Genomic DNA, 19491 nt, shown 5'->3' with positions numbered 1-19491 from the left:
CACCGTCTGAGAGTCGGATCTACCGAAGCCTTTCAACCTCTCCGAGCGAGTCGAAAAGGCCTGTGATTTCACTGATGCGTTTGGTCCCTGGTCTTCCCACGGCCGAAAGTACCGCGTTGGCCAGGACGCTCAGGAGGCTCATGGGCGCAGCATAACTGTCGAAGGCTCCAGCGCCTTCCACGGGACACTCGATCCACACCTTGGCGTCGCCGGCCATCCGGCGCCCGCTGGCATCGCCAATCAGGATGGTGGATGCACCTGTTCCGGCAGCTGCTTTGAGGACGTTTGGGAAGGATTCTGGACGGCGGCGGAAACCCAGCAGCACCACAGCATCGGCAGGACCGAGCCCCGCGAGTTCTTCGCCCACGCTTTGGCCTGGCTGCGGGGCCAGCCCGACGCCGTCGCGGCATTGGAGGAACTGTTGCCGCAAATGGAGCGCGAGGGGGAAGCTGTTTCGGAAGCCGATGAGCAGTACCTTCCGGGCTCCCGCAAGCAGATTGGCCACCTCGCCCAGCCGTGTTTCGTCAATGGACTCGAACAGACGCTGAAGGTTCCGCTGTTCCAGTGCCGCGTGGGTCGGCAGACCGCCGTCGGACTCCCTGGTGGCGAGCGGCACACCGCTGGACCGCAGTGCCCTGGTGTGCTCCTTGACCTCATTGAAATCGGCAAAGCCGAGCCGGCGAAACAAGCGGCTCACGGTTGCCTTGGAGACACCGCTCAGGCGCGCCAGTTCGGCCGCGTTGTAGACGGCGAGATCACCCAAGTGGTTCAGGATAGTGTCTGCCGCGAGCTGTTCCTGCGGGCCAAGCGCCGGATAATGCTGTTCGATTCGCTCATCGATCCTCATGAAACAACCGTCTCACGACCCCGCGCTGTTCCCACAGCCGTTTCTTTCTTTGTGTGGTCTTTGCCGGGTTTATCTCTCCGATAGGCTCGGCGAATGAGCGAAAATACACCGCGACTCGCGGGCTACCTGGACAAGCAACAGCCCGGGCTTTATCAGGCGCTGTCCGACTACGCGGGTAAGGTGACTGCCGAGGCAGACAGGACCGGGATCCCGCGCCGCACACTGGAGTTGTTGAACTACCGCGCTTCGCAGATCAACGGCTGTGCCTTTTGCCTGGATCTCCATCACCGCCGCGCCATCGGCTATGGGGAGACTGAGCAGCGGCTTTCCTTGGTGTCCGTGCATGGCGAGGTGGGCCTTTTCGATGAGGCCGAGCAGGTGGCGCTGGAGCTTGCCGAACAGATCACGCGCATGAGCAGTGCCCGTCCCACGGCCGAGCTGTTCTCCCGCGCGCGGAAGGTCTACACCGAGGAGCAGATCAGCGTGCTGTGCATGGCGTGCATCGGCATCAACGCCTTCAACCGCCTGTCTATCCTGAGCGAGCACCCGGTGCGCAAGGCCCGGAGCTAGCGACTTCTTGGCCGGAAATGTCGCAATCTTGCCCTCAGGATTCGTGCTTCCGATAATCCATTCGTAGGATTTGCCTATGTCTATGGGGAGATTAGTTCGTAAAGCAGTTATTCCGGCAGCCGGATTGGGCACGCGTTTCTTGCCTGCCACCAAGGCGATGCCGAAGGAAATGTTGCCGGTGGTGGATCAACCGGCCATCCAATACGTGGTTGAGGAGGCCGTGAAGGCGGGCCTCAGCGACGTGCTGATGATTACAGGCCGCAACAAGCGCGCCCTTGAAGACCACTTCGATCGCGCACCTGATCTTGAACGCTCTCTGGAGCTGAAAGGCGACGAAGCTCGCTTGGACGCCGTGCAGCATGCCTCCGGGCTTGGACCAATACACTATGTGCGGCAGGGCGAGCCGAAGGGCTTGGGCCATGCCGTGTTGTGCGCCAAGCAGCACGTAGGTGACGAACCTTTTGCTGTGCTTCTGGGTGACGACCTGATTGACGAGAGCGAGGAGCTGCTCTCAACCATGATCGATGTCCAAGCGAAGACCGGCGGCTCGGTGATCGCTCTCATCGAAGTCGAACCGTCGCAGATCAGCGCGTATGGCTGCGCTGACATTACCGCGATCGCGGGGGAGGACTACGTCCGGGTCAACAGCCTTGTGGAGAAGCCTTCCGTTGATGAAGCGCCATCGAACCTGGCTGTCATCGGGCGCTATGTCCTTCACCCGGCCGTGTTCGATGTCCTTGAAGAGACCGGGCCGGGGCGGGGCGGCGAGATCCAGCTGACCGACGCGCTTCAGACCCTCGCAATGGGCGACGGCGAAGGCGCGGGTGTTTACGGGGTAGTCTTCCGCGGACGTCGCTACGATACCGGGGACAAACTCAGCTACTTGAAGGCCGTCATCACCCTGGCGTCCGAGCGCGCCGAGTTCGGTGAAGACCTCAAAACCTGGATGAAGGGCTTCCTGGGCTAGGACGGCTGCATGCTTAGACGCGCGTAGCGCAGAATCCTGAGGATGGCCGGGGCCAGCTCGTCTTCCATCCGCAGGTACGCCTCGGCGCCTTGTTTGTAGGGGTCCGCGACGTCGTTGCCCGAGGATTTTGCCGCGAGGACGAGGTGGCGGACGGAGGATGCCCGTGCCGGCAGTTCTCGCCATAGTTGGGTGTAGTCAGAGCCCGACGGCGGCGCGTCGCCTCGTTCTTCAAGGGCCGTCACCATCCGTGCGAACTCGCGGATGGTGAACGTCCGTTTGAGCAGGGATGCGTCCATCTGCAACACTTCACCGCGATGGTGGGACGCCATGGTGAGTACCAGGTCCGATTCCCTCAGGATTTTTGAGGTGAGCTGGCGCGCGGCAAAGTCATCGGGGGTGCCGCCATATGTGCGGATAATGTCCGCTGACAGCGGTTGGATGGGGCTGCCCACCATGGCGCGGGTGCCGGCGCTGCGGACTTCGAAGCCGCCGGGAAGAACCTGGTCCAGGCCTGCCTGAAGCAATCGTTCGGCTACGGGGGAGCGGCAGATGTTGCCGGTGCAGACGGTCAGGATCCGTACGGGTTGGGGCGATTCCAAAGGTGTAGCTCTTTCACTAGCTGGCAGGCGTGCGTGACACCTGTGTTTTACAAGTTAACACGAGAGTCATAATCACGTGTGCCGCATGAGTGCGAAAGCAGCCACGCCGAAGGAAACTGCGGCCAGCACGATCAGAAAAATGATCGGCCAAGCCTGACTCGGAATGGCTGGAATTCGTGGAATCGCTGGCAACTCCACCCTGAAGCTCAGCCGTTTGCGGCGTCGCCAATGTCTCCCCATGTTCATAAATTACCGTACGAACAAACAAGGAGGGGTTGTTTCCGGATCACCGGAAACAACCCCTCCTTGTGTTGCGTTTACGCTGCTGCTACGGTTTCGTTCTTTGCGCGGCGGCGAACCACCACTACGGAGGTCGTGCCAGCTACGAGGGCGCCGGCGCCAACCAGGCCCCACAGGATCAGGCTGGAATCGACGCCGGTGTTGGCCAAACCGGTACCGCCGGTGTTGGCCAGCCCTGTGCCACCGGTGTTTGCTAGCCCAGGGCTGACCCCGGCGGCAACAACGGTCGACGTGACGCTGTGGCCGGAGGTCGCCCCGACGGCGGTCAGCTGGTAGGTACCTGCCGCGGTCAGCGAGACGTCGGTGGAGAAAGCACCGGAGGCGTTGGCAGTAGCGGTCACCGTGGTGGGTGCCAGGTGAAGGCCTCCCGGTACGGCCATGGCGATGCCATTGCTGGTGCCGGGTGCTGCAGCGCCCTGAGGAGCAGCAGTGAAGGTAATGGTGATGACGATGGTTTCTCCGGGCGTAAAGCCTCCGCCGGAGAATACGACCGTTCCGCCTACAGTTACGGTTGCGCTGGAAACGGTGCCCGGAGCCGGTGCCGGGTAATCAACGGCCATTGCTGGAGCCGAAGCGGCGAGAGCGATGGTACCCGCAAGCGCGAGCACTGCAAGTGATTTCTTCAATTTTTGTCCCCCTGAGACCTTGGTACGTGCTTGAGACCTGATACGTAATTCATTGTGATGACGTGATTTCATCCACCACGAACACGTGAACTGAAATCTGAGACCCACCCAAGAGAGAAACTATCATCCTAAGGGTGCTTACAGCAAAGTAAATCCAAACCCGTTACAAAGGGTTAACACCCCGTCTATCTTGCGGTTCCACAGCTTGCCGATTGAGTCGGGAGTATTACCTTGTCCACAGATTGGACGGTAGGAGTCACCACCACTTCGGGCTGGCTGTGCTGGACGATTTTTCCGAAAGTGAATTCCACAGTGCTGCTCTGTCCGGGCGCCAGCCGGACGGAGAGTGTGCCCACTGGCCGATCGTCGTGGATTTGCGCGCCGAAGGGGACGTTCTTACCGTCTTGTGTTGCGGTTTCAACATTGGCCTGGGCGGGACCGTAGGCGATCACATTGCTTTGGGCGGTTCCGGGCGGCACGCCAAAGGCACCGGCACCAGTAACGTAGGCGGGCAAGGAGGTCGCCGCGTCAGCGGGTGCAGTATTGGTGCTGGTAATGCGCACCTTGACGGTTCCGTAACCATCGGCAGCCGTGCATTGCTGGATGAGCTGAACGGTGCGTTTCACGTAGTAGTCCATTTTCGCGCCCGTACCGTCATTAAAGTAGGCGCCGAACTGGGCCGCCGGCACGCTGGGGCCGGAAATAGAGCCACTGAGCGTGTACTTCGCGATAACAGACTGTTCTGTCGTATTCGCTGACCAGAGCAAAACCCGGTGCTCGTCTACGCCTTTCCCGACGCCGGCAAGCAGGCTCTTCGCCTCGCCTTTGCCCGAAGACAGGGCACCGAAGATTTCCTTGGCCACCATCGCAAAGTAAGCGTCTTGCGCCGTTGGATCTTTTATTTGGGCGTAGACGTCGGAGAGCAGTGTTTTTACCACGTTCTTGCCGGAAAGCTGGTTCGGAAGTTTCCCTTCAGTCAGGGCAAGCATCTGAGGGTCCTGGAGGCTGACGGGTCCTGTGGCGTCCAGGATGTAGCCCAGAGCCACTGGATCGATCGAAATTGCTCCGTCCAGCTGTTCGCCCTTTTTCTGCACCCACATTTTCAACGCGGTGGTGGCTGCCGTCGGGAAATCTGGAGTGAAGTTGACGTCCTGCATGAAGGTGCCCATGCGGTCGGTGTATATGCGTTGCTGCTCATCATCCACCGAGACCGGGGGGGAGAAACGGCCGAGTTCCGTAGCACTGGTTTCGGCGGAAAGGCTGATCTTGCCTTTGTCCGCGGTAAGGACCACTAGGGCACCTGGGATACCGCCCGTAGCGCGAGCCTCGGCGTTGTTCTGGACGAGCAGCAGGTAGTGCCGCGGCTTGTCAGAGCCCAGCATGACCGGAGTTAGGCTCGCCGCGTCGGACGCGGTGTCCAACTCTTCCGCAACAGAGCTAAGTTGTTGTCTGGCCTGTGTCAGTGGCCCTGCGATCTGGGGGAGCAATCCGCTGGCGTCGATGCCGTTCAGGCGCTGCGCAGAGGCGCGCACGGCATGAGCGGCGGAGGACACTGCAGGGGCGGCCTTGCGGATTGGTTCCAGGTCAGTGCCGCCGGCGCTCGGCATCAGCTTGTCCCATTTCAGGGAATCGTAGACCTTTACAAGGGGGGTGACGCCCAGCGTGGCTACGTCGTCAGCTGAGCGGGCGATTTCGGCAGTGGCAGTGAAATTCGCGCCGAGCCACGGGGTTGCAGAGGCCAAGGACCAGAGTGGATCAGAGGCGGCGTCCCGAGCAGCGGCAGTGTGGCGTCGAAGCTCGTCAGCAACAGCCGTGGCATCTGCGGGCTGGTTCTGGAGGATGCTCTCCTTGAGCTTCGGCACTAACTGGGTGGATGATTCAAGCTCGGTCTTGATGGTGGAAGCCTTAGCCCCCAGCCACAGGACGGCGGCCCCGGCCACCACCAGAAGGGTGCCAAGACAGATCCCGGTTGCGAGCAGTCGACGGCGAACCTTACCTCGAGTGCCACTTCGCGTGGCACGGCGAAGCCCGGGATCGTCCTCGATCGTTTCGGATTGCTGAGTGTCGGTCATACGTGACCGGTCCGGATAAGAGTCATGGAAAAGTTCCCCATTTAGTAAGCACCATTGCTGCCGAAGACAGCGCGAGCGGTGCGAAGAAGGATGACGAGGTCACCGGCCAATGACCAGTTTTCTACATAGTAGAGATCCAAACGGACAGCGTCCTGCCATGAGAGGTTTGAACGCCCACTTACTTGCCAAAGTCCAGTCAACCCGGGCTTTACCAAGAGACGTCGGCGCACTTCAAGTTGATATGCCTCGACCTCGCGCGGCAGGGGAGGTCTCGGACCAACCAAGCTCATAGAACCTCGAAGGACGTTAAACAACTGGGGTAGTTCGTCCAGGCTGTATCTTCGTAGAAAACCGCCGATACGCGTGACCCGCGGGTCGTTCCGGAGCTTGAAGAGGACGCCGCTACCTTCGTTTTTCTCGATGAGTTCGTCTAACTTGGCCTCAGCGTTTACAACCATGGAGCGGAACTTCAACATCTTGAAACGGGTGCCTTCGATTCCCACCCGTTCCTGCCGGAAAAGAGCTGGGCCAGGGCTGTCGATTTTTACGAGAACAGCCAGGAAAGCCATCAGAGGGGAAGCCAGCAGTAGCAATGTGACCGACACTGCGATATCGAAGAGACGCTTGGCTACGCGTTGACCGCCCTCCAACGTAGGGGTAGTTACGTGTATGAGGGGCAGCCCCGCAACTTGTTGTGTGTGGATGCGCGGCCCCGCAATATCAGTCAGCGCTGGCGCCATGATGAGGCCTATGTTTCGATTGGCAAGCTCCCAGCCCAAATGGCGAATCGTTTGAGGGTGAAGCTGCACCCCTGCTGAGACAGCGATTGCGTCTGCTCCGCAGAGGCTTATCGCGTCCAAAATAGAGTTCGTATCAGGATCATTTCCAAGGACTGGCAACCCGATTCCATCCAGTTCAGTGTTATGACCTTGCGAGCCCGGTATGTACGCCGCAACCGGCTGATATCCCGCGTGCTTTTCCCGCGCCAATGTCTCGGCAAGATGGGCAACGGCGCTCGGTCCGCCTAGCAACAGGAGTCGAGACATTCGCCGTCCGTTTTGCCTATGGACACCGAGATGCTGCCGCAAGAGCCAACGGGCCAGGAGCAGTCCAATCAACCCGGCAGGCAGTGCAATTCCGACGTATCCGCGAGCAGTTTCAAGCCGAAACACATAGGAAAACATTGCAATGAGCCCGAAGAGCCAAAGCGATGCGGCGGCCACGCGTTTGTACTCATCTGGTCCGGAACCCAGGATTCTGCTCTGCCGCGTGCTCCACGCTTCCAGCATGAACCACCATGCGACCGTCAGAAACACGGAAAGCCAGAAGTAGCTGAAATCTCCGGTTCCCGCCAAACTCGAATCCAGACCGAACCGGATGATGTAGGCCCCGATTACGGCCCACATGATGACCAACGCATCGACTATCCGAAGCGTGCGTGAAGTTCGTACGCGCCAATCAGCCCTAGTTTCCACCAAGTTCATCCCCCATCCCCCCAATTGCGTTGCTGTCCGAGTCGTCGGAGGAGCCCTTGCCAACCATACATATAGCGCCGGGCCGGCAGGAATCTTTTGGCGGTAATTTGCCCTCGCTTGCCCGGATCGGCGTCACACATGACCGGAACACGATGGGCAAGACCGAGTATCAGCCTGGAATCCGCAGTCGTAGCAGTACGACCCAAAACGGACTTGTCCAAAAGGGATGATAATCTCGGCCTTGTACTAGGCGGAGCCTATCGGTAAGCCATCAATGGGGGCATGAGTATGGTGAAATCTGTCGCTATCATCGGAACCCGCGGGTATCCGAGCTACTACGGCGGTTTTGAAACGGCGGTTCGTAAACTCGCGCCGTATCTGGCACAACGAGGTTGGGATGTGACCGTCTACGGTCGTCCAGGTATCAAGTCGGATGACCCAGACCGCGACCTGCGCGTTAAGGTGATCGAGACGCCTGGTCTTGAAAATAAGTCTTTGAGTACTCTCAGTTTTGGGCTCTCGTCTTGCCTACACGCAATGTGGTCCCGTCCGAACGTGGCGCTGATCATGAATGTTGCTAACGGATTTTGGCTTCCACTCTTGGCCTTGAGGGGAATTCCCACCGTTGTTAACGTCGACGGAATTGAATGGGAACGGGCAAAATGGGGCCGGCTTGCCAAGACCATCTTCCGTCTTGGAGCCCGGATGACAGCAAGGTTCGGCACCGTGCTGGTGGCAGACTCGATCGAGATACAGCGACGATGGATGTCAGAATTCGCTCGAGAGAGCATCTACATCCCGTACGGCGGGGAAGCTCTCACGGACGCAAATGCCGTTGAGTCTCCTCTTAGTCGACGACGCTACGTGCTTGCCGTGGCACGATTCGTCCCTGAGAACACCATCCCCGAATTCCTCGAGGCGGCGAAACGACTGGCCGCTGACTATGACGTAGTCATAGTAGGTTCAGCTGGCTACGGTGGGACCCTCGATGAAGCTGCCCGATCACTTGCTGCGGAATTTTCCAGCGTGCATTGGCTGGGCCACATCGCAGACGACAGCCGACTTCTGTCTTTGTGGACGCACTGCGGGGCCTATTTTCATGGGCACAGCGTAGGCGGAACAAACCCAGCCTTAGTGCAGGCGATGGCCAACGGGGCTCCTATAGTTGCTCGAGACACGGTTTACAACCGTGAGGTTCTGGTCGACGCTGCCCAATTCTGCAGCCCCGATCCTGAAGCCATTGAGCATGCCATCCGCCGAGTTATGGACTCGGCAGTTCTTCAGAATGAACTGTCCGAAGCAGCGAAAGCACGGCTGCAAGAGGGCTACACCTGGGAATCTGTCTGCAGCAAGTATGAAACCGCCATCCTCGAACAGATTCAGTCGACGGATCAATCTGGAAGCCTAGTATCGTGAACCTTCTCCGATTTAGAGGGCTTTCCACCGGCGACAATGTTTTGGCTTCTTCGCAGATGGCCTTTCGAACATTCCGGATGCTTCTTCGGGGTGCTCCGTTGAAACCCTGGCTCAAGAACTCTCGGGGACCGCTCTTTGTTGGGCGTGGAGCTCGATTAACGAACCCTCAAATGATCTCGCATCAAGGACGACTCGTTGTCGAAGATTTTGCCGAGGTTCAAGGCCTCACAAAATACGGCCTGAACTTCGGCAGCGATGTGTCGATTGGCCGGGGCTGCATGATTCGTCCGACGAGCTACTACGGCGGCGAAGTTGGGGTTGGCCTATGGGTCGGCGATCGCACCAGCTTTGGGGCAGGATGCTTCATTGGGTGTTCGGGAGAAATTCGAATCGGCAATGACGTCATGCTCGGTCCGGGCGTCAGACTCTTTTCTGAGAATCATGTTTTTGGGGACACAGAGCGAACGATAAAGGCTCAGGGTGTCGTGCGTGAATCCTTGTCGATCGGGGACAACGTATGGATCGGAAGCGGCGCAACAGTCACGGCGGGAGTCACTGTAGGTTCAGGTGTAGTAGTAGCCGCTGGCAGCGTAGTGACGCGAGACGTTCCTGACAACGCGATCGTGGCTGGTGTCCCCGCGAAAGTGTTGAGGTCACGGTGAGCGGGCAACAACGTAGCCGACAACGGCGCGTGATATTTCTCCACTCGAGCAACGAGATGTACGGTGCGGATAAGATCCTTTTAGAGGTCATCAGCTCCCTCCCCGTAGAGGACCGGAAGAAAACACTGGTCTGCCTACCTGACGATTTGCCCGAGGCGCATAACGGACTCGGCATCGAATTGGACATTCGGGGAATCGAAAACATCTCTGGTCCACTGGTTGTTATCCGGCGACGCTATCTATCATTGTCAGGCCTCCTGCCGCTATTGAGGCGTATCTTTATGACATATAGGCTACTTTTGGCAGAACGACCTGAAGTGGTCTACTGTACGACGTCGGCGATGATCTTTTGCATTCCTCTAGCGCGGCTTGCAGGGATAAAAACTGTGGTGCTCCATGTTCAGGAAATTTGGTCGCCGCGCGAAGGACCCGTAATGGGATTATTCGCACGCCTAGCCGACCGGATCATTTGCATCTCAAACGCCGCTCTCGAATCACTTCCTCGTCGTCTGCAATCTCGCTCGATTCTGCTTGTCAACGCCCATCGCGAGACCGATAATCCACCCATGCCGCTAGCTCCCGATTCTCGGGAACTTGAATTTGTAGTCGCGAGCCGATGGAACTCCTGGAAGGGTCACGCTACATTGCTGCAGGCTTGGGACCAGGACCATAGCCCCGGCGATCTGGTGATACTCGGCGGATCCCCGGCAATGGGTACTGGAGTCGACGTGCCAGCTCTGGTCGCATCTGTCAAACACTCCGATCGGATCTCCATTGTTGGAGAGGTTCCGGACATAGTCCCTTACCTTGATTCCGCAGATTTCCTCATCCTTCCTTCCGACCGGCCCGAACCTTTCGGCCTAGTGGTCTTGGAAGCTTTCGCGCGAGGACGCGCTGTTGTCGCTAGTAATGCCGGTGGTGCGAAGGATGTTGTCACAAACGGTCACGACGGTATCTTGTTCCAAATGGGGAATGCTGAGGAACTCGCTTCGAAACTACGGTCTCTTAGCCGACGGGATGCTGAACGAATGGGTGCTAATGCACGGGTGACCTATGAAGAGTCCTTTTCGATAGCCCGCTACGGCGAACGGTTTCGAGAAATTTGGCGATCCGTTAGCAACCATAGCCCCGGGAGAGAAAATGCCAACGGCTAACATCGTCTATTGGTACGGTAGCTCCAAAATGCCGCGGGACGGCGGCGGTCTGCGGGCTCTCGCCTGGCAAGACGCGTTAACCGCGCTTGGATTCAATACGACGGTTCATCCGCTCCGTGCCACAGCGACCGATGCGAAGGCCCAGACTCCTCTCCGGACGTTGAAGAAGAAACTCATCCCAATGCCCCTCACCGGTGCTTTACCTTCCATGATGCCGGCGGATCTGAATGTTGTGACTGTACCGTCGGTCTTTGATTCAGCCGCAAGGATCCTTCCGCGGGAATCACTAATCTTCGATTGGATGGATCTGTGGAGTGTGAACGCGCGAACCATGGGACGTGCGTCGATCATGTCTCGCCCCGGCGGAATTTGTCAGAGCTTGTTCTGGGAAATTCAACAACGCCGCTTAGTTAGGTCTCCGATCGCCAACGTTTTTGCGGGCTTTGCCGATACTCGACTGACGGATTCGGCGGGCGTCTCAACTGGACATTGGATCCCGACTCCAATTACGCCCGTGTCGTTCAGCGCGCAGGGTGAACGGAAGACACTGCGGACGGTGGGATTCATTGGAAACTTCGACTATCCGCCAAACGTCATGTCCCTCCGAAAATTTTTTAGGGACTTTGCTGGCGAATTTATCCAGAAGGGTATTGCGATCAAGGTTGCGGGCTTCGGTTCCGAGGTCGTAAAGGGCTGGGGGATTCCTGTTGAAGTGCTTGGACGAGTCGACTCGCTCGGTGACTTCTACCGACAAATAGATGCCGCGATCGTCCCCATTGATCACGGTGGTGGGATTAAAGCAAAGGCTGTCGAGGCTATGGCATATGGTGTGCCTGTTTTTGGGACGGCCCACGTTGCCAATGGGTTCAGCCCACGGTGGAGCTCGTTTATCGGGCGAATCGAGGATCTACTGCAACAGCCACCCCAACTTCCTGCGGTTCCCTCAACCGAGGATTTTGAGCTCCAGTTCAGTCAGCGAGCATTTACCGAGTCCGTTCGCGCTATGTTGACGAACATTCGATCCATCACCGCCTCGTCGACGCTTTGAGAGGACCTAATGCGTTTGTATCTTCAGGGGTTTAAGCTTTGGGTTGGTTTTGTGGTCGGCCGGGTGCCCTGGCACAGATTCCGACTTTTTATGTATCGGAATGTCTTTGGGTTGAAAATCGGCACTAATTCGTCGGTACACTGGAGATTAGCATTTTTTGCTCCCCAAGGAATCTCTATAGACAGAAATACGATTGTAGGAAATGACTGCTTTCTGGATGGCAGGCTTGGCCTGAGTATTGGAAGCAATGTCAATATCGGAGGTCACGTTCAAATTTTTACGGTTGGACACGATCCGCAGAGCCAAGATTTTGGCACTAAAGGCGGTCCGGTCCATATCGGGAATAGGGCGTACGTGGCTTCACGTGCCACGATTCTGCCCGCCGTAACCGTCGGCGAGGGGGCCGTCGTGGCAGCGGGGGCCGTCGTATCGAAAGACGTTGCGCCTTTCACGATCGTGGCTGGCGTTCCAGCGAAGGTTATCGGTAGCAGAAGCCGCGACTTGGAATACGACCTCAATTTCCACATGCCTTTCCAGTAGAGGCCAAATGCCTGCGTTCGCTGACAGTTAGGGAGACATCTTGTCCAAACGCGTACTAGTCCTGTGGGCTGACGACAGTTCCAGCAATCTCGGCGTCAGGGCGTTAAGTCAGGGCGCTCTTTCCCTTGCTCAACAAGCTTGGGGGCCCGATACAGAAGTCGACTTCCAGAGTTTCGATTTCGGTCCGCTCGGTACGCAACTCTCTGGCAAAGTGGTGCTGAAAGGAACCTTGACCGGTAGCAAAGTCTTGAGGAATCGCATGGCGAAGTACGATGCCGTAATAGACACTGGTGCAGGAGACAGCTTTACAGACATCTATGGCTTGAAGCGAATGGCCATCATGTTTTACACGCGACATGTTGCCCAAGCTGCTGGCGTGCCGGTCATCCTTTCCCCTCAAACTATCGGTCCTTTCAATTCAGTACTAGGACGCCTAGCTGCCCGCCGCACACTGAAGCGCGCGAAAACGGTTTTTGTACGTGACAGCACAAGTCTGGACTATGCGCGGCGCCTTGGCTACGAGCCAGATTGTCTTTCCACTGATGTCGTATTTGCATTACCCCAACCTAATTCCAGTGGGTCAGATAGAGCGGATATTGTGCTCAATGTGTCTGGACTTCTGTGGAGCACGGACGCTCACGGCTCAAGGCTCCGGTATCGGGAAATGACGAGAGATCTTATTAGAAGACTCATCGCCGCGGATCGCGAGATTACATTGATGCCTCATGTTATTGATAATCCTTCCCTCGATAATGATATGACAGCAGTGAAGGAACTCGTTGCAGAATTTGGCGACAAGGTCGCCGTTTTCGTGCCCGCCGGTTTGGATGACGTCAGGGCATTTGTTGCCGATAGTCAAGTAGTAATCGGGGCCAGAATGCATGCTTGCTTGAATGCCTTGTCTGTCGGAACCCCGGCCATTCCTTTGGCGTACTCTCGGAAATTTGCCCCCCTGTTGTCCGACATTGGCTGGGTGCACACGATTGACCTAAAAGAAGAGGACATCGTCGATCGGGTCGTGAAACTGTTGGATCTCTCGAGTCTGCCGTCAGAGGCTGCTCATGTTAAGGAGAGCGCGGAATACCGTCTCCAAAGAGCTGTAAACCATCTCGCCATGAGCGCACGTACATGAGGGCGGAGAACCAATTGGGATTCGACCGAACTCTGGAATCGGTTGTGCGTTCCGGAAACTGCTCCGGTTGCGGCGCTTGTGCGCTTATCGATCCTGGAATCAGCATGGTGCTTGATGGGGCGGGCTTCAATCGGCCGGTCCGGCGCCTGCCGCTATCAAAAAAGGATGACCGCCAGATGACCGACGAGCTCGAGGCAAGTTGCCCTGGCATCGTGGTGAGGCGTCCGGTACCAGAGGAGATATCCGGCGGGGAACATCACTTTGATCCTGCCCTCGGGCACGCAATTTCTTCGTGGCAAGCGTGGGCGACCGACGCAGAGACGCGTTTTCGGGGGAGCAGTGGTGGAGTCCTCACAGCCTTAGCCGAATGGTTGGTTGAATCGGGCCATTCTGCAAGGGTGATCGGGGCTGCTGCCGATACAAACGAGCCGCGGCGCACGGTCGCCGTGCAATTAGGACGGAAGTCCGATTTTCTTCGACAGGCAGGTTCACGGTACGCCCCTGTCTCGGTCGCCGCTGAAGGTTATTCGTTGTCTCCTGATTCTGTTTTTGTGGGCAAGCCTTGTGAAGTTGCTGCGCTGAGGCAAATTGGCGAGTTTCGGGGAATTGAAGATCGTCCTTTGCTCATGTCGTTTTTCTGTGCCGGGGTGCCAAGCCAGTTGGCCACCGATCGCCTGCTTTCGGAACTGGGGATTCCTGCGGGCTCTCCCCTTAGAACGCTGCGCTACCGTGGACACGGGTGGCCAGGTGAGTTTTATGCCGAGACGATGGATGGCGTCCGCGGATCTACGACTTACGACGCGTCGTGGGGTAAGCAGCTCGGCCCGTCAATGCAGTGGCGCTGCAAGATTTGTCCTGATGGTGTCGGGGAGAGCGCCGACATTGTAGCTGGCGACTACTGGAAGACGGATGATCGTGGATATCCCGAGTTCACGGACAGCAGCGGGGTAAGTGCCCTGATCGCGCGAACTAAACGTGGCCATCAAACAATCATCGCGGCCGTTGAGGCAGGTATCATTCAGGCTGATCCGTTGGACCTGCGCCAGATATGTTCCATTCAACCGTATCAAGTTGAACGAAGGGCAACTTTGGGAGCGCGGTTGCTTGGACGCTGCCTGGCAGGCTGGAGAATACCGAGGTACGTAGGCTTCCACCTCTTGAGGCTTGCATCTGAGAGCCCGATTCGCTCGGCGCGTTACGCCTATGGATCGCTTAGAAGGTCATGGCTTGAGAGATTTCGTACGTGATTATGGCAGCCGCAATCGAATGGGAGGCCTTTTGAGATGAGGGCACTCTTGCATCTAGCAGGAAACATTGCTCCGCTCATCGCGGGACTGGTAACTGCTCCCTTGACTGCGCGCGCGCTGGGCCCCGAGGCTAGGGGCGAACTCGCGATCGTGATGCTCTCATCAATCTTCGTCGGATTGGTCGGAGCTTTCGGTCTTGGGCTGCTTGCCCGTCAGGCTGTTGCGGCAGACTTAGGCCAAGCTCACGGCTGGAGTCGCAGAGGCCGGCAACTGATGTTGTATTCAGTGGTTGCGGCAGTTGTAATTGGTGTTGGGCTGGGTCAAATCCTCAACCTGGATCTTCCGGAACGGATGGCAACGGCTGTTTTTTTGGCTCTAGCGGGAATGAGTGCCAGTAAGTCGATAGACGCAAATATCCTTATCGTTGCTGGTCTCACTAAAAATTTTGGTATCGCAAACCTAGCGGCATCTGGAGCGGTATGCTTCGGCATTGTTATCGCCTATTTCTCCGGTACGTTGCAGCTTTGGTTGGTTCTAGCATTCAACGCAGGATCACTTTTGGTGCAAATGACCCTGATCGTCCTGCCTCGAAGGAGGCTCCTCAAGGGAATAGACGAAGGGGTGTTCAAACCTGAGAGGTTGAGATCACTCCTCCATCGGGCATGGCGGGCGTGGCGCTCACAGGTGGTCGAGGCTTCGCTGTTGAGAGTGGACAGCATGATGTTTATTACGCAGGCGACGGTACAGACCGTCGGGTACTATTCCGTTGTCGCGCTGATTCCGCAGACGGCATATCAAACGTTCCAGACCATAATTCAGTACTCATACGCAACTGCGCCGAAGACCGGAATACGGCAAAGGACGTGGCTGACTTGGCAGATTTGCATGCTGGCCAGTGTTCCCATTGTCACGGCGGGCGCCTTAGGTGCCGTCGTCTTGGTTCCTTTGCTCTTCGGGCCGGCCTTTGGGCCTTCCCTAGATTTGCTTCTGCCTGCATGTTCAGTGACCATCGGCCTGGCGGCACTGGCACCGGTGCTGCAGCATTTTGCTGTCTCGCCGACCGGCGATAGCTGGTTCCCCTGCACGATGATCGTCCTGATTGCAACCTGTTGGTGGCTCGGGAAGCAGACGAACCCGTCGCTTGCGGTAACAGTCATGGGAGGCGTCTTTGTCCTTGTGGGGGGACTCTACGTCTATTGGTTGGTTGGCCCCAGGATCCTTCGATTTTCTATAGGGTCCTGGGCGATTTTGTTTGGACGATAGGAGCGTGATGGCGAGTCGTTCGTTTCGGTTCCTTCAAAGCGGTCCCGGTTTGGCCCTCGTGCTCAAGGTGTCGGAGACGGCAGTTGGCCGAGGGCTAGTCCAGCCAAAAGAATCCAGATCGAGACCAAAAGCGCAGCGGAAAACCAAGTCGCGTAGCCAAACTATGAGGATCAGGGCGATCGCTGCAACGCCTAGTCTTTATCGGGAGTATTTCGTTCATCGGGCCGCGTGACCCCGTACTCGTGGATCGGCGGAGAAGAGCCTCAGGAGGCTCGCCCGGACGCCGCGATGGTCATGGCCACGTGCTTGGCCTCCCTAACTGCCTCCCTGCTTTCTTGCGCTTTACTACGTACGTCTTTGGATGGATGTACTGACATCAGCCACTGGCGCCCTCGCACTTCGGCGATTATCACTTGACGCTTCCAGGGACTCATATATCGAAGCGCCAGCAGGATGCGGTTTCTTATCGCCAATCGTCGACTAGGACCGTTTGCAGTCTGCTCAACAACTGCGTCAAGATTCACGAGAACTGGAATTCCCGCAGCGCTGCACCGTAATCCGAGAGCGACGTCCTCCATGTACATGAAGAACTCTTCGGGAACGCCCCCCAGCGCAGCCCAGGTTCTCGTATCCATGATGAACGTGGCCCCGTCCACCCAATCAACTTTTCGTACGCCCGATCTGGACGGCGACCTATCGTGCTTTGGATAAAAGAACGGCAACGGCAATTGTCCGCCATTTGACCACGTGACTTCCCGGCCCGTGTCTTGGGTGATTAGTTTAGGCCCGACTAGGTGGCCATTAGGATGAGCTGCCGCTGTTTTCAGCAGCTCCTCCAGAGAGTCGCCCCGAAATACTGCCTCGTGCGTGCATACGAGGACCTCCGTTACGTCGGGTCGCTTTAATGAGATGTATTTGAATCCGTGATTCACGCCTCCCGCATAGCCCCTATTAATACCATCATCCAAAATTGTGCCAAGTCCTTCAAAATTGTCTTTGACCAGACTTGACGAATTGTCAACAATAAATATTAGTTCGGGATCAATCTTTTGGCCAAGATTTGCAAGGGTAATCTTCAAGGTTTCGGGACTCTGGTAGTGCACTACAACTGCGGCGAGGGAATCGCTCGATTTTGTCATTTTATTCCATTCTTGGGTGAAGGTCGACAACAACCGCAAGAGCTTCTTCGGGGGCCAATGACCAGAACTTACTTGCGAGAATCTCTTCCTGGGTAATATCCGGGAATCGATTTCGAAGAACCTTGGCTGGATTTCCAGCGGCCACGGCAAAATCAGGAATGTCGCGCGTGACGACGCTACCGGCGCCTATGGCGGCGCCAATCCCAATTCGGCGACAGCCCGGAAGGATCGTAACGTTTGCTCCGATCCACGAATCGTGACCTATCCAGCATGGACTGCGCTCTACATCCTTGTCTGCCGCGACCAAGCCCAGCCTGGGGTTGTAGAACAACGGGTGCAACGCCGGATAGTCCATCGGATGGGCGGCGCCGAAACGCCTGACGTTTGGCCCGATTGAGACGTAATCTCCTATTTCGGTGTTCGTATCGCAATTGCCAATACTAAGAAGCGAACCGTAACTGAACTTTCCCGCAGTTATCCCGTGGTGGTCACGTAGGATCTTCCTCAGTGTCAACGAATACATGTCGCCACCTTCGATCGAAATGATCTTGGCGAGTATTCTGCGACGGAGCGGCGCGTGAAGGTAGATGCGTAGGAAAAGTCTGCCGATCAACGATTGCTTCATTGCTGGCATTGTCTCTTTCCTTCCTGCTTAGCCATTGTCAAGAGGTGCATGGTCGCATGAAGGTCCGACATACGGCCTAGTGCCTGTTGGCTGGAAAAACTCGCGCAGGCCGTTCCTCCGGAAGAATCTCCTGGAAGAGATCATTGGAGCGTCTGGACTCGGGTTTGGTTTCCTCGAAATTGCTTGAACTTCCAGACTTCAGAGCATCATGGCGGTAGTAGGTGTAAGAGTACGCGTCTGGACCCTTCACCGGCAGTCGGTTCAGGACCACTCCTAAGACTGTAGACCCGACCATTTCGAGCGCTCCGAGGGACTTACTCAGATCCTGCTGACGCGTCTTTTGGGAACCAACGACGACAACAACGCCTCCGACATGCTGTGACAGCACGGCCGCGTCTGTAACCGGCAAAAGGGGAGGCGCATCTATTATCACGGTGTCGAAGGTGAGCTCCAGCTGAGCGATTAGGTGCTTCATCTCCTGAGAGCCAAGCAATTCGCTAGGGTTTGGGGGAATTTGCCCAGAAGTAAGCACATAAAGCTGATCCTCACCCCACTGTTGAAGTAGATCGCCGACTTCTTCAATCCCAAGAAGGGCGGTAGTGAGGCCAGCATTTCGATCCATGCCGAGATACTCATTAATCATGGGTCGGCGAAGGTCTGCATCAACAAGGCACACGGTCTGTCCAGCCTGGGCCAATGCGATTGCCAGATTGGTGGCGGTTGTACTCTTTCCTTCGCCTGGGAGCGAAGACGTAATAAGGACTGTTTTTGCCCGTCCTGACACATTTGCAAACTGTAGATTCGTCCGCAACTGGCGGAAGGATTCGGCTCTTGGACTCTGTGCCGCGGCCTGTGTGAGGAGTGGTTTTTTGGTTGCGTCCTGATCGAAGGCAATGCCTCCGAGAAGCGGTGCGTCTGTGACGTGGCGAAGGTCGGCTTCCCCCCTCACTCGACTGTCCAGCGTCGTTCTGAGCACGGCAGAGGCGATTCCCAGTCCTAGACCAATAGCTAGGCCGAGCAGGAGGTTTAGGCGAGTGTTCGGAGAAGAGGGGGCAGCGGGGGCTACTGCCGGTTTGATTATGGACAAGGCGACTGGGGAAGTTCCTCCAGTCTTTGGCCTTTCCAATGTATCAACCGCTCGAACAAGACTGTTGCCGACAGCCTGCGCAATTGCGGCCGCTTGGACCGACGAGTTGTCCGTAACGGAAATATTGATCAGTACGGTGTTGACCTCGGAACTGGCCTTCACGTGCGTGGCCAGTTGTTCCGCGGTCATGGAAAGCCCAAGCGAATCTATCGCAGGCTGAAGTACTACGGGTGATCCCACGGTTTTGACGTAAGACTGAACGCGGGCCTGGCTGAAGGTGTTGCCCTGCTGGAGCTCCAACACCGAGCCGGAGCTTTGGATCGCCACGAATAGCTGTGTATCGGATGTGTAGATTGGTTGAGTCAGGATCGATGCAGCTCCGCCAACTAGTATGCCCGCCAACGATGTGGCTGCGATCAAGATCCAATTGCGGCGCAGAACCCGCAAATAGTCGCGTAAATCCAAACCGGTCCCCCTTAGGTCGATTGCTGGCGATGGCAGTTATGACGCCGGTCTATCCAAGTACTGCGCGCTGGCCCACCAAGGTTATCCTACCGGTCGGCGCATACCGAGGGGACTGCCCCGGCTTTTGTTGACTCGGGGTCTTAGGCCGCTGTGAGCGCGGTCCGGTTGATTGTTTCATATTCGATTGGCGTGAGTTTTCCCAGCCGTCTTTGCCGTCGCCGGCGGTGGTAGGTCCTTTCGATCCAGGTCGTGATGGC

The 19491-nt window shown here is 57.0% G+C and carries 18 protein-coding genes; 10 read left to right on the top strand and 8 right to left on the bottom strand.

Features of this window, described 5'->3' with window-relative positions:
• Positions 1 to 19: 19 nt before the first annotated feature.
• Positions 20 to 847, bottom strand: coding sequence for a MurR/RpiR family transcriptional regulator (locus AB4068_RS07650; protein WP_441433070.1), 828 nt, complete (start codon positions 845 to 847; stop codon positions 20 to 22).
• A 93-nt stretch (positions 848 to 940) separates the two neighbouring features.
• Here AB4068_RS07650 and AB4068_RS07645 point away from each other — a divergent pair, with 93 nt between their 5' ends.
• Positions 941 to 1417 (top strand): carboxymuconolactone decarboxylase family protein, encoded by a 477-nt coding sequence (locus tag AB4068_RS07645; protein WP_306959111.1) that lies wholly within the window; start codon positions 941 to 943, stop codon positions 1415 to 1417.
• 76 nt (positions 1418 to 1493) lie between these two features.
• Positions 1494 to 2384 (top strand): UTP--glucose-1-phosphate uridylyltransferase GalU, encoded by an 891-nt coding sequence (galU, locus tag AB4068_RS07640; RefSeq protein WP_441433069.1) that lies wholly within the window; start codon positions 1494 to 1496, stop codon positions 2382 to 2384.
• On the opposite strand, the gene AB4068_RS07635 is transcribed toward galU, so the two are convergent.
• From AB4068_RS07635 to AB4068_RS07620, 4 genes are all read right to left on the bottom strand, one after another.
• Positions 2381 to 2983, bottom strand: a complete 603-nt coding sequence (locus AB4068_RS07635) for an arsenate reductase/protein-tyrosine-phosphatase family protein (RefSeq protein WP_441433068.1) — start codon at positions 2981 to 2983, stop codon at positions 2381 to 2383. The two genes, galU and AB4068_RS07635, sit on opposite strands and share 4 nt — an antisense overlap.
• Before the next feature lie 317 nt (positions 2984 to 3300).
• Entirely contained in the window at positions 3301 to 3909 is a 609-nt protein-coding gene (locus AB4068_RS07630; RefSeq protein ID WP_441433067.1) for an LPXTG cell wall anchor domain-containing protein, read from the bottom strand.
• A 185-nt stretch (positions 3910 to 4094) separates the two neighbouring features.
• Positions 4095 to 5981 carry a DUF4012 domain-containing protein gene (locus AB4068_RS07625; protein WP_441433066.1) on the bottom strand — a complete coding sequence of 629 codons (1887 nt, stop codon included), beginning with the start codon at positions 5979 to 5981 and terminating at the stop codon, positions 4095 to 4097.
• 41 nt (positions 5982 to 6022) lie between these two features.
• On the bottom strand, positions 6023 to 7465 hold the full coding sequence (locus AB4068_RS07620; RefSeq protein ID WP_441433065.1) for a sugar transferase: 1443 nt from the start codon (positions 7463 to 7465) through the stop codon (positions 6023 to 6025).
• Positions 7466 to 7738: 273 nt separating this feature from the next.
• Between AB4068_RS07620 and AB4068_RS07615 the strand changes: the two genes are divergently transcribed.
• The 8 genes from AB4068_RS07615 to AB4068_RS07580 all read left to right on the top strand — a co-directional run bounded on the left by AB4068_RS07615 (position 7739) and on the right by AB4068_RS07580 (position 15918).
• Positions 7739 to 8872, top strand: a complete 1134-nt coding sequence (locus AB4068_RS07615) for a glycosyltransferase (RefSeq protein ID WP_441433064.1) — start codon at positions 7739 to 7741, stop codon at positions 8870 to 8872.
• Positions 8869 to 9534: an acyltransferase gene (locus AB4068_RS07610; protein ID WP_441433063.1), complete on the top strand. Its 666-nt coding sequence runs from the start codon at positions 8869 to 8871 to the stop codon at positions 9532 to 9534. The genes AB4068_RS07615 and AB4068_RS07610 overlap by 4 nt, the downstream gene beginning before the upstream one ends.
• Positions 9535 to 9590: 56 nt before the next feature.
• Positions 9591 to 10688, top strand: coding sequence for a glycosyltransferase family 4 protein (locus AB4068_RS07605; RefSeq protein WP_441433142.1), 1098 nt, complete (start codon positions 9591 to 9593; stop codon positions 10686 to 10688).
• Positions 10675 to 11736: a glycosyltransferase gene (locus AB4068_RS07600; RefSeq protein ID WP_441433062.1), complete on the top strand. Its 1062-nt coding sequence runs from the start codon at positions 10675 to 10677 to the stop codon at positions 11734 to 11736. The genes AB4068_RS07605 and AB4068_RS07600 overlap by 14 nt, the downstream gene beginning before the upstream one ends.
• A gap of 9 nt (positions 11737 to 11745) precedes the next feature.
• Positions 11746 to 12276, top strand: coding sequence for an acyltransferase (locus tag AB4068_RS07595; RefSeq protein ID WP_441433061.1), 531 nt, complete (start codon positions 11746 to 11748; stop codon positions 12274 to 12276).
• 40 nt (positions 12277 to 12316) lie between these two features.
• A complete protein-coding gene (locus tag AB4068_RS07590; protein ID WP_441433060.1) occupies positions 12317 to 13408 on the top strand; it encodes a polysaccharide pyruvyl transferase family protein in 1092 nt (363 codons plus the stop codon).
• 104 nt (positions 13409 to 13512) lie between these two features.
• A complete protein-coding gene (locus AB4068_RS07585) occupies positions 13513 to 14655 on the top strand; it encodes a Coenzyme F420 hydrogenase/dehydrogenase, beta subunit C-terminal domain (protein WP_441433059.1) in 1143 nt (380 codons plus the stop codon).
• 150 nt (positions 14656 to 14805) lie between these two features.
• Positions 14806 to 15918 (top strand): hypothetical protein, encoded by a 1113-nt coding sequence (locus tag AB4068_RS07580; protein ID WP_441433058.1) that lies wholly within the window; start codon positions 14806 to 14808, stop codon positions 15916 to 15918.
• A gap of 263 nt (positions 15919 to 16181) precedes the next feature.
• Here the strand turns inward: AB4068_RS07580 and AB4068_RS07575 are convergent, their stop codons facing one another.
• The 3 genes from AB4068_RS07575 to AB4068_RS07565 all read right to left on the bottom strand — a co-directional run bounded on the left by AB4068_RS07575 (position 16182) and on the right by AB4068_RS07565 (position 19234).
• Positions 16182 to 17057 carry a glycosyltransferase family 2 protein gene (locus AB4068_RS07575; RefSeq protein ID WP_441433057.1) on the bottom strand — a complete coding sequence of 292 codons (876 nt, stop codon included), beginning with the start codon at positions 17055 to 17057 and terminating at the stop codon, positions 16182 to 16184.
• A gap of 1 nt (position 17058) precedes the next feature.
• A complete protein-coding gene (locus AB4068_RS07570) occupies positions 17059 to 17691 on the bottom strand; it encodes a CatB-related O-acetyltransferase (RefSeq protein ID WP_441433056.1) in 633 nt (210 codons plus the stop codon).
• Positions 17692 to 17758: 67 nt separating this feature from the next.
• The gene (locus AB4068_RS07565) at positions 17759 to 19234 is read right to left on the bottom strand and encodes a polysaccharide biosynthesis tyrosine autokinase (RefSeq protein WP_441433055.1); all 1476 of its coding nucleotides are present in this window, start codon (positions 19232 to 19234) and stop codon (positions 17759 to 17761) included.
• Positions 19235 to 19491 lie beyond the last annotated feature (257 nt).

Origin of the sequence: Arthrobacter sp. 2RAF22 (assembly GCF_052115325.1) — a bacterium.
Classification (GTDB): Bacteria; Actinomycetota; Actinomycetes; order Actinomycetales; family Micrococcaceae; genus Arthrobacter.
This window is presented reverse-complemented; position numbering and strand designations above follow the sequence as displayed.

Bases quoted from the DNA above. Each gene is read 5' to 3' on its own strand.
- AB4068_RS07650 (WP_441433070.1), bottom strand. From the start codon at position 847: ATGAGGATCGATGAGCGAATCGAACAGCATTATCCGGCGCTTGGCCCG.
- AB4068_RS07645 (WP_306959111.1), top strand. From the start codon at position 941: ATGAGCGAAAATACACCGCGACTCGCGGGCTACCTGGACAAGCAACAG.
- galU (WP_441433069.1), top strand. From the start codon at position 1,494: ATGTCTATGGGGAGATTAGTTCGTAAAGCAGTTATTCCGGCAGCCGGA.
- AB4068_RS07625 (WP_441433066.1), bottom strand. From the start codon at position 5,981: ATGACCGACACTCAGCAATCCGAAACGATCGAGGACGATCCCGGGCTT.
- AB4068_RS07620 (WP_441433065.1), bottom strand. From the start codon at position 7,465: ATGAACTTGGTGGAAACTAGGGCTGATTGGCGCGTACGAACTTCACGC.
- AB4068_RS07615 (WP_441433064.1), top strand. From the start codon at position 7,739: ATGAGTATGGTGAAATCTGTCGCTATCATCGGAACCCGCGGGTATCCG.
- AB4068_RS07605 (WP_441433142.1), top strand. From the start codon at position 9,591: ATGTACGGTGCGGATAAGATCCTTTTAGAGGTCATCAGCTCCCTCCCC.
- AB4068_RS07600 (WP_441433062.1), top strand. From the start codon at position 10,675: ATGCCAACGGCTAACATCGTCTATTGGTACGGTAGCTCCAAAATGCCG.
- AB4068_RS07595 (WP_441433061.1), top strand. From the start codon at position 11,746: ATGCGTTTGTATCTTCAGGGGTTTAAGCTTTGGGTTGGTTTTGTGGTC.
- AB4068_RS07585 (WP_441433059.1), top strand. From the start codon at position 13,513: ATGGTGCTTGATGGGGCGGGCTTCAATCGGCCGGTCCGGCGCCTGCCG.
- AB4068_RS07575 (WP_441433057.1), bottom strand. From the start codon at position 17,057: ATGACAAAATCGAGCGATTCCCTCGCCGCAGTTGTAGTGCACTACCAG.
- AB4068_RS07570 (WP_441433056.1), bottom strand. From the start codon at position 17,691: ATGCCAGCAATGAAGCAATCGTTGATCGGCAGACTTTTCCTACGCATC.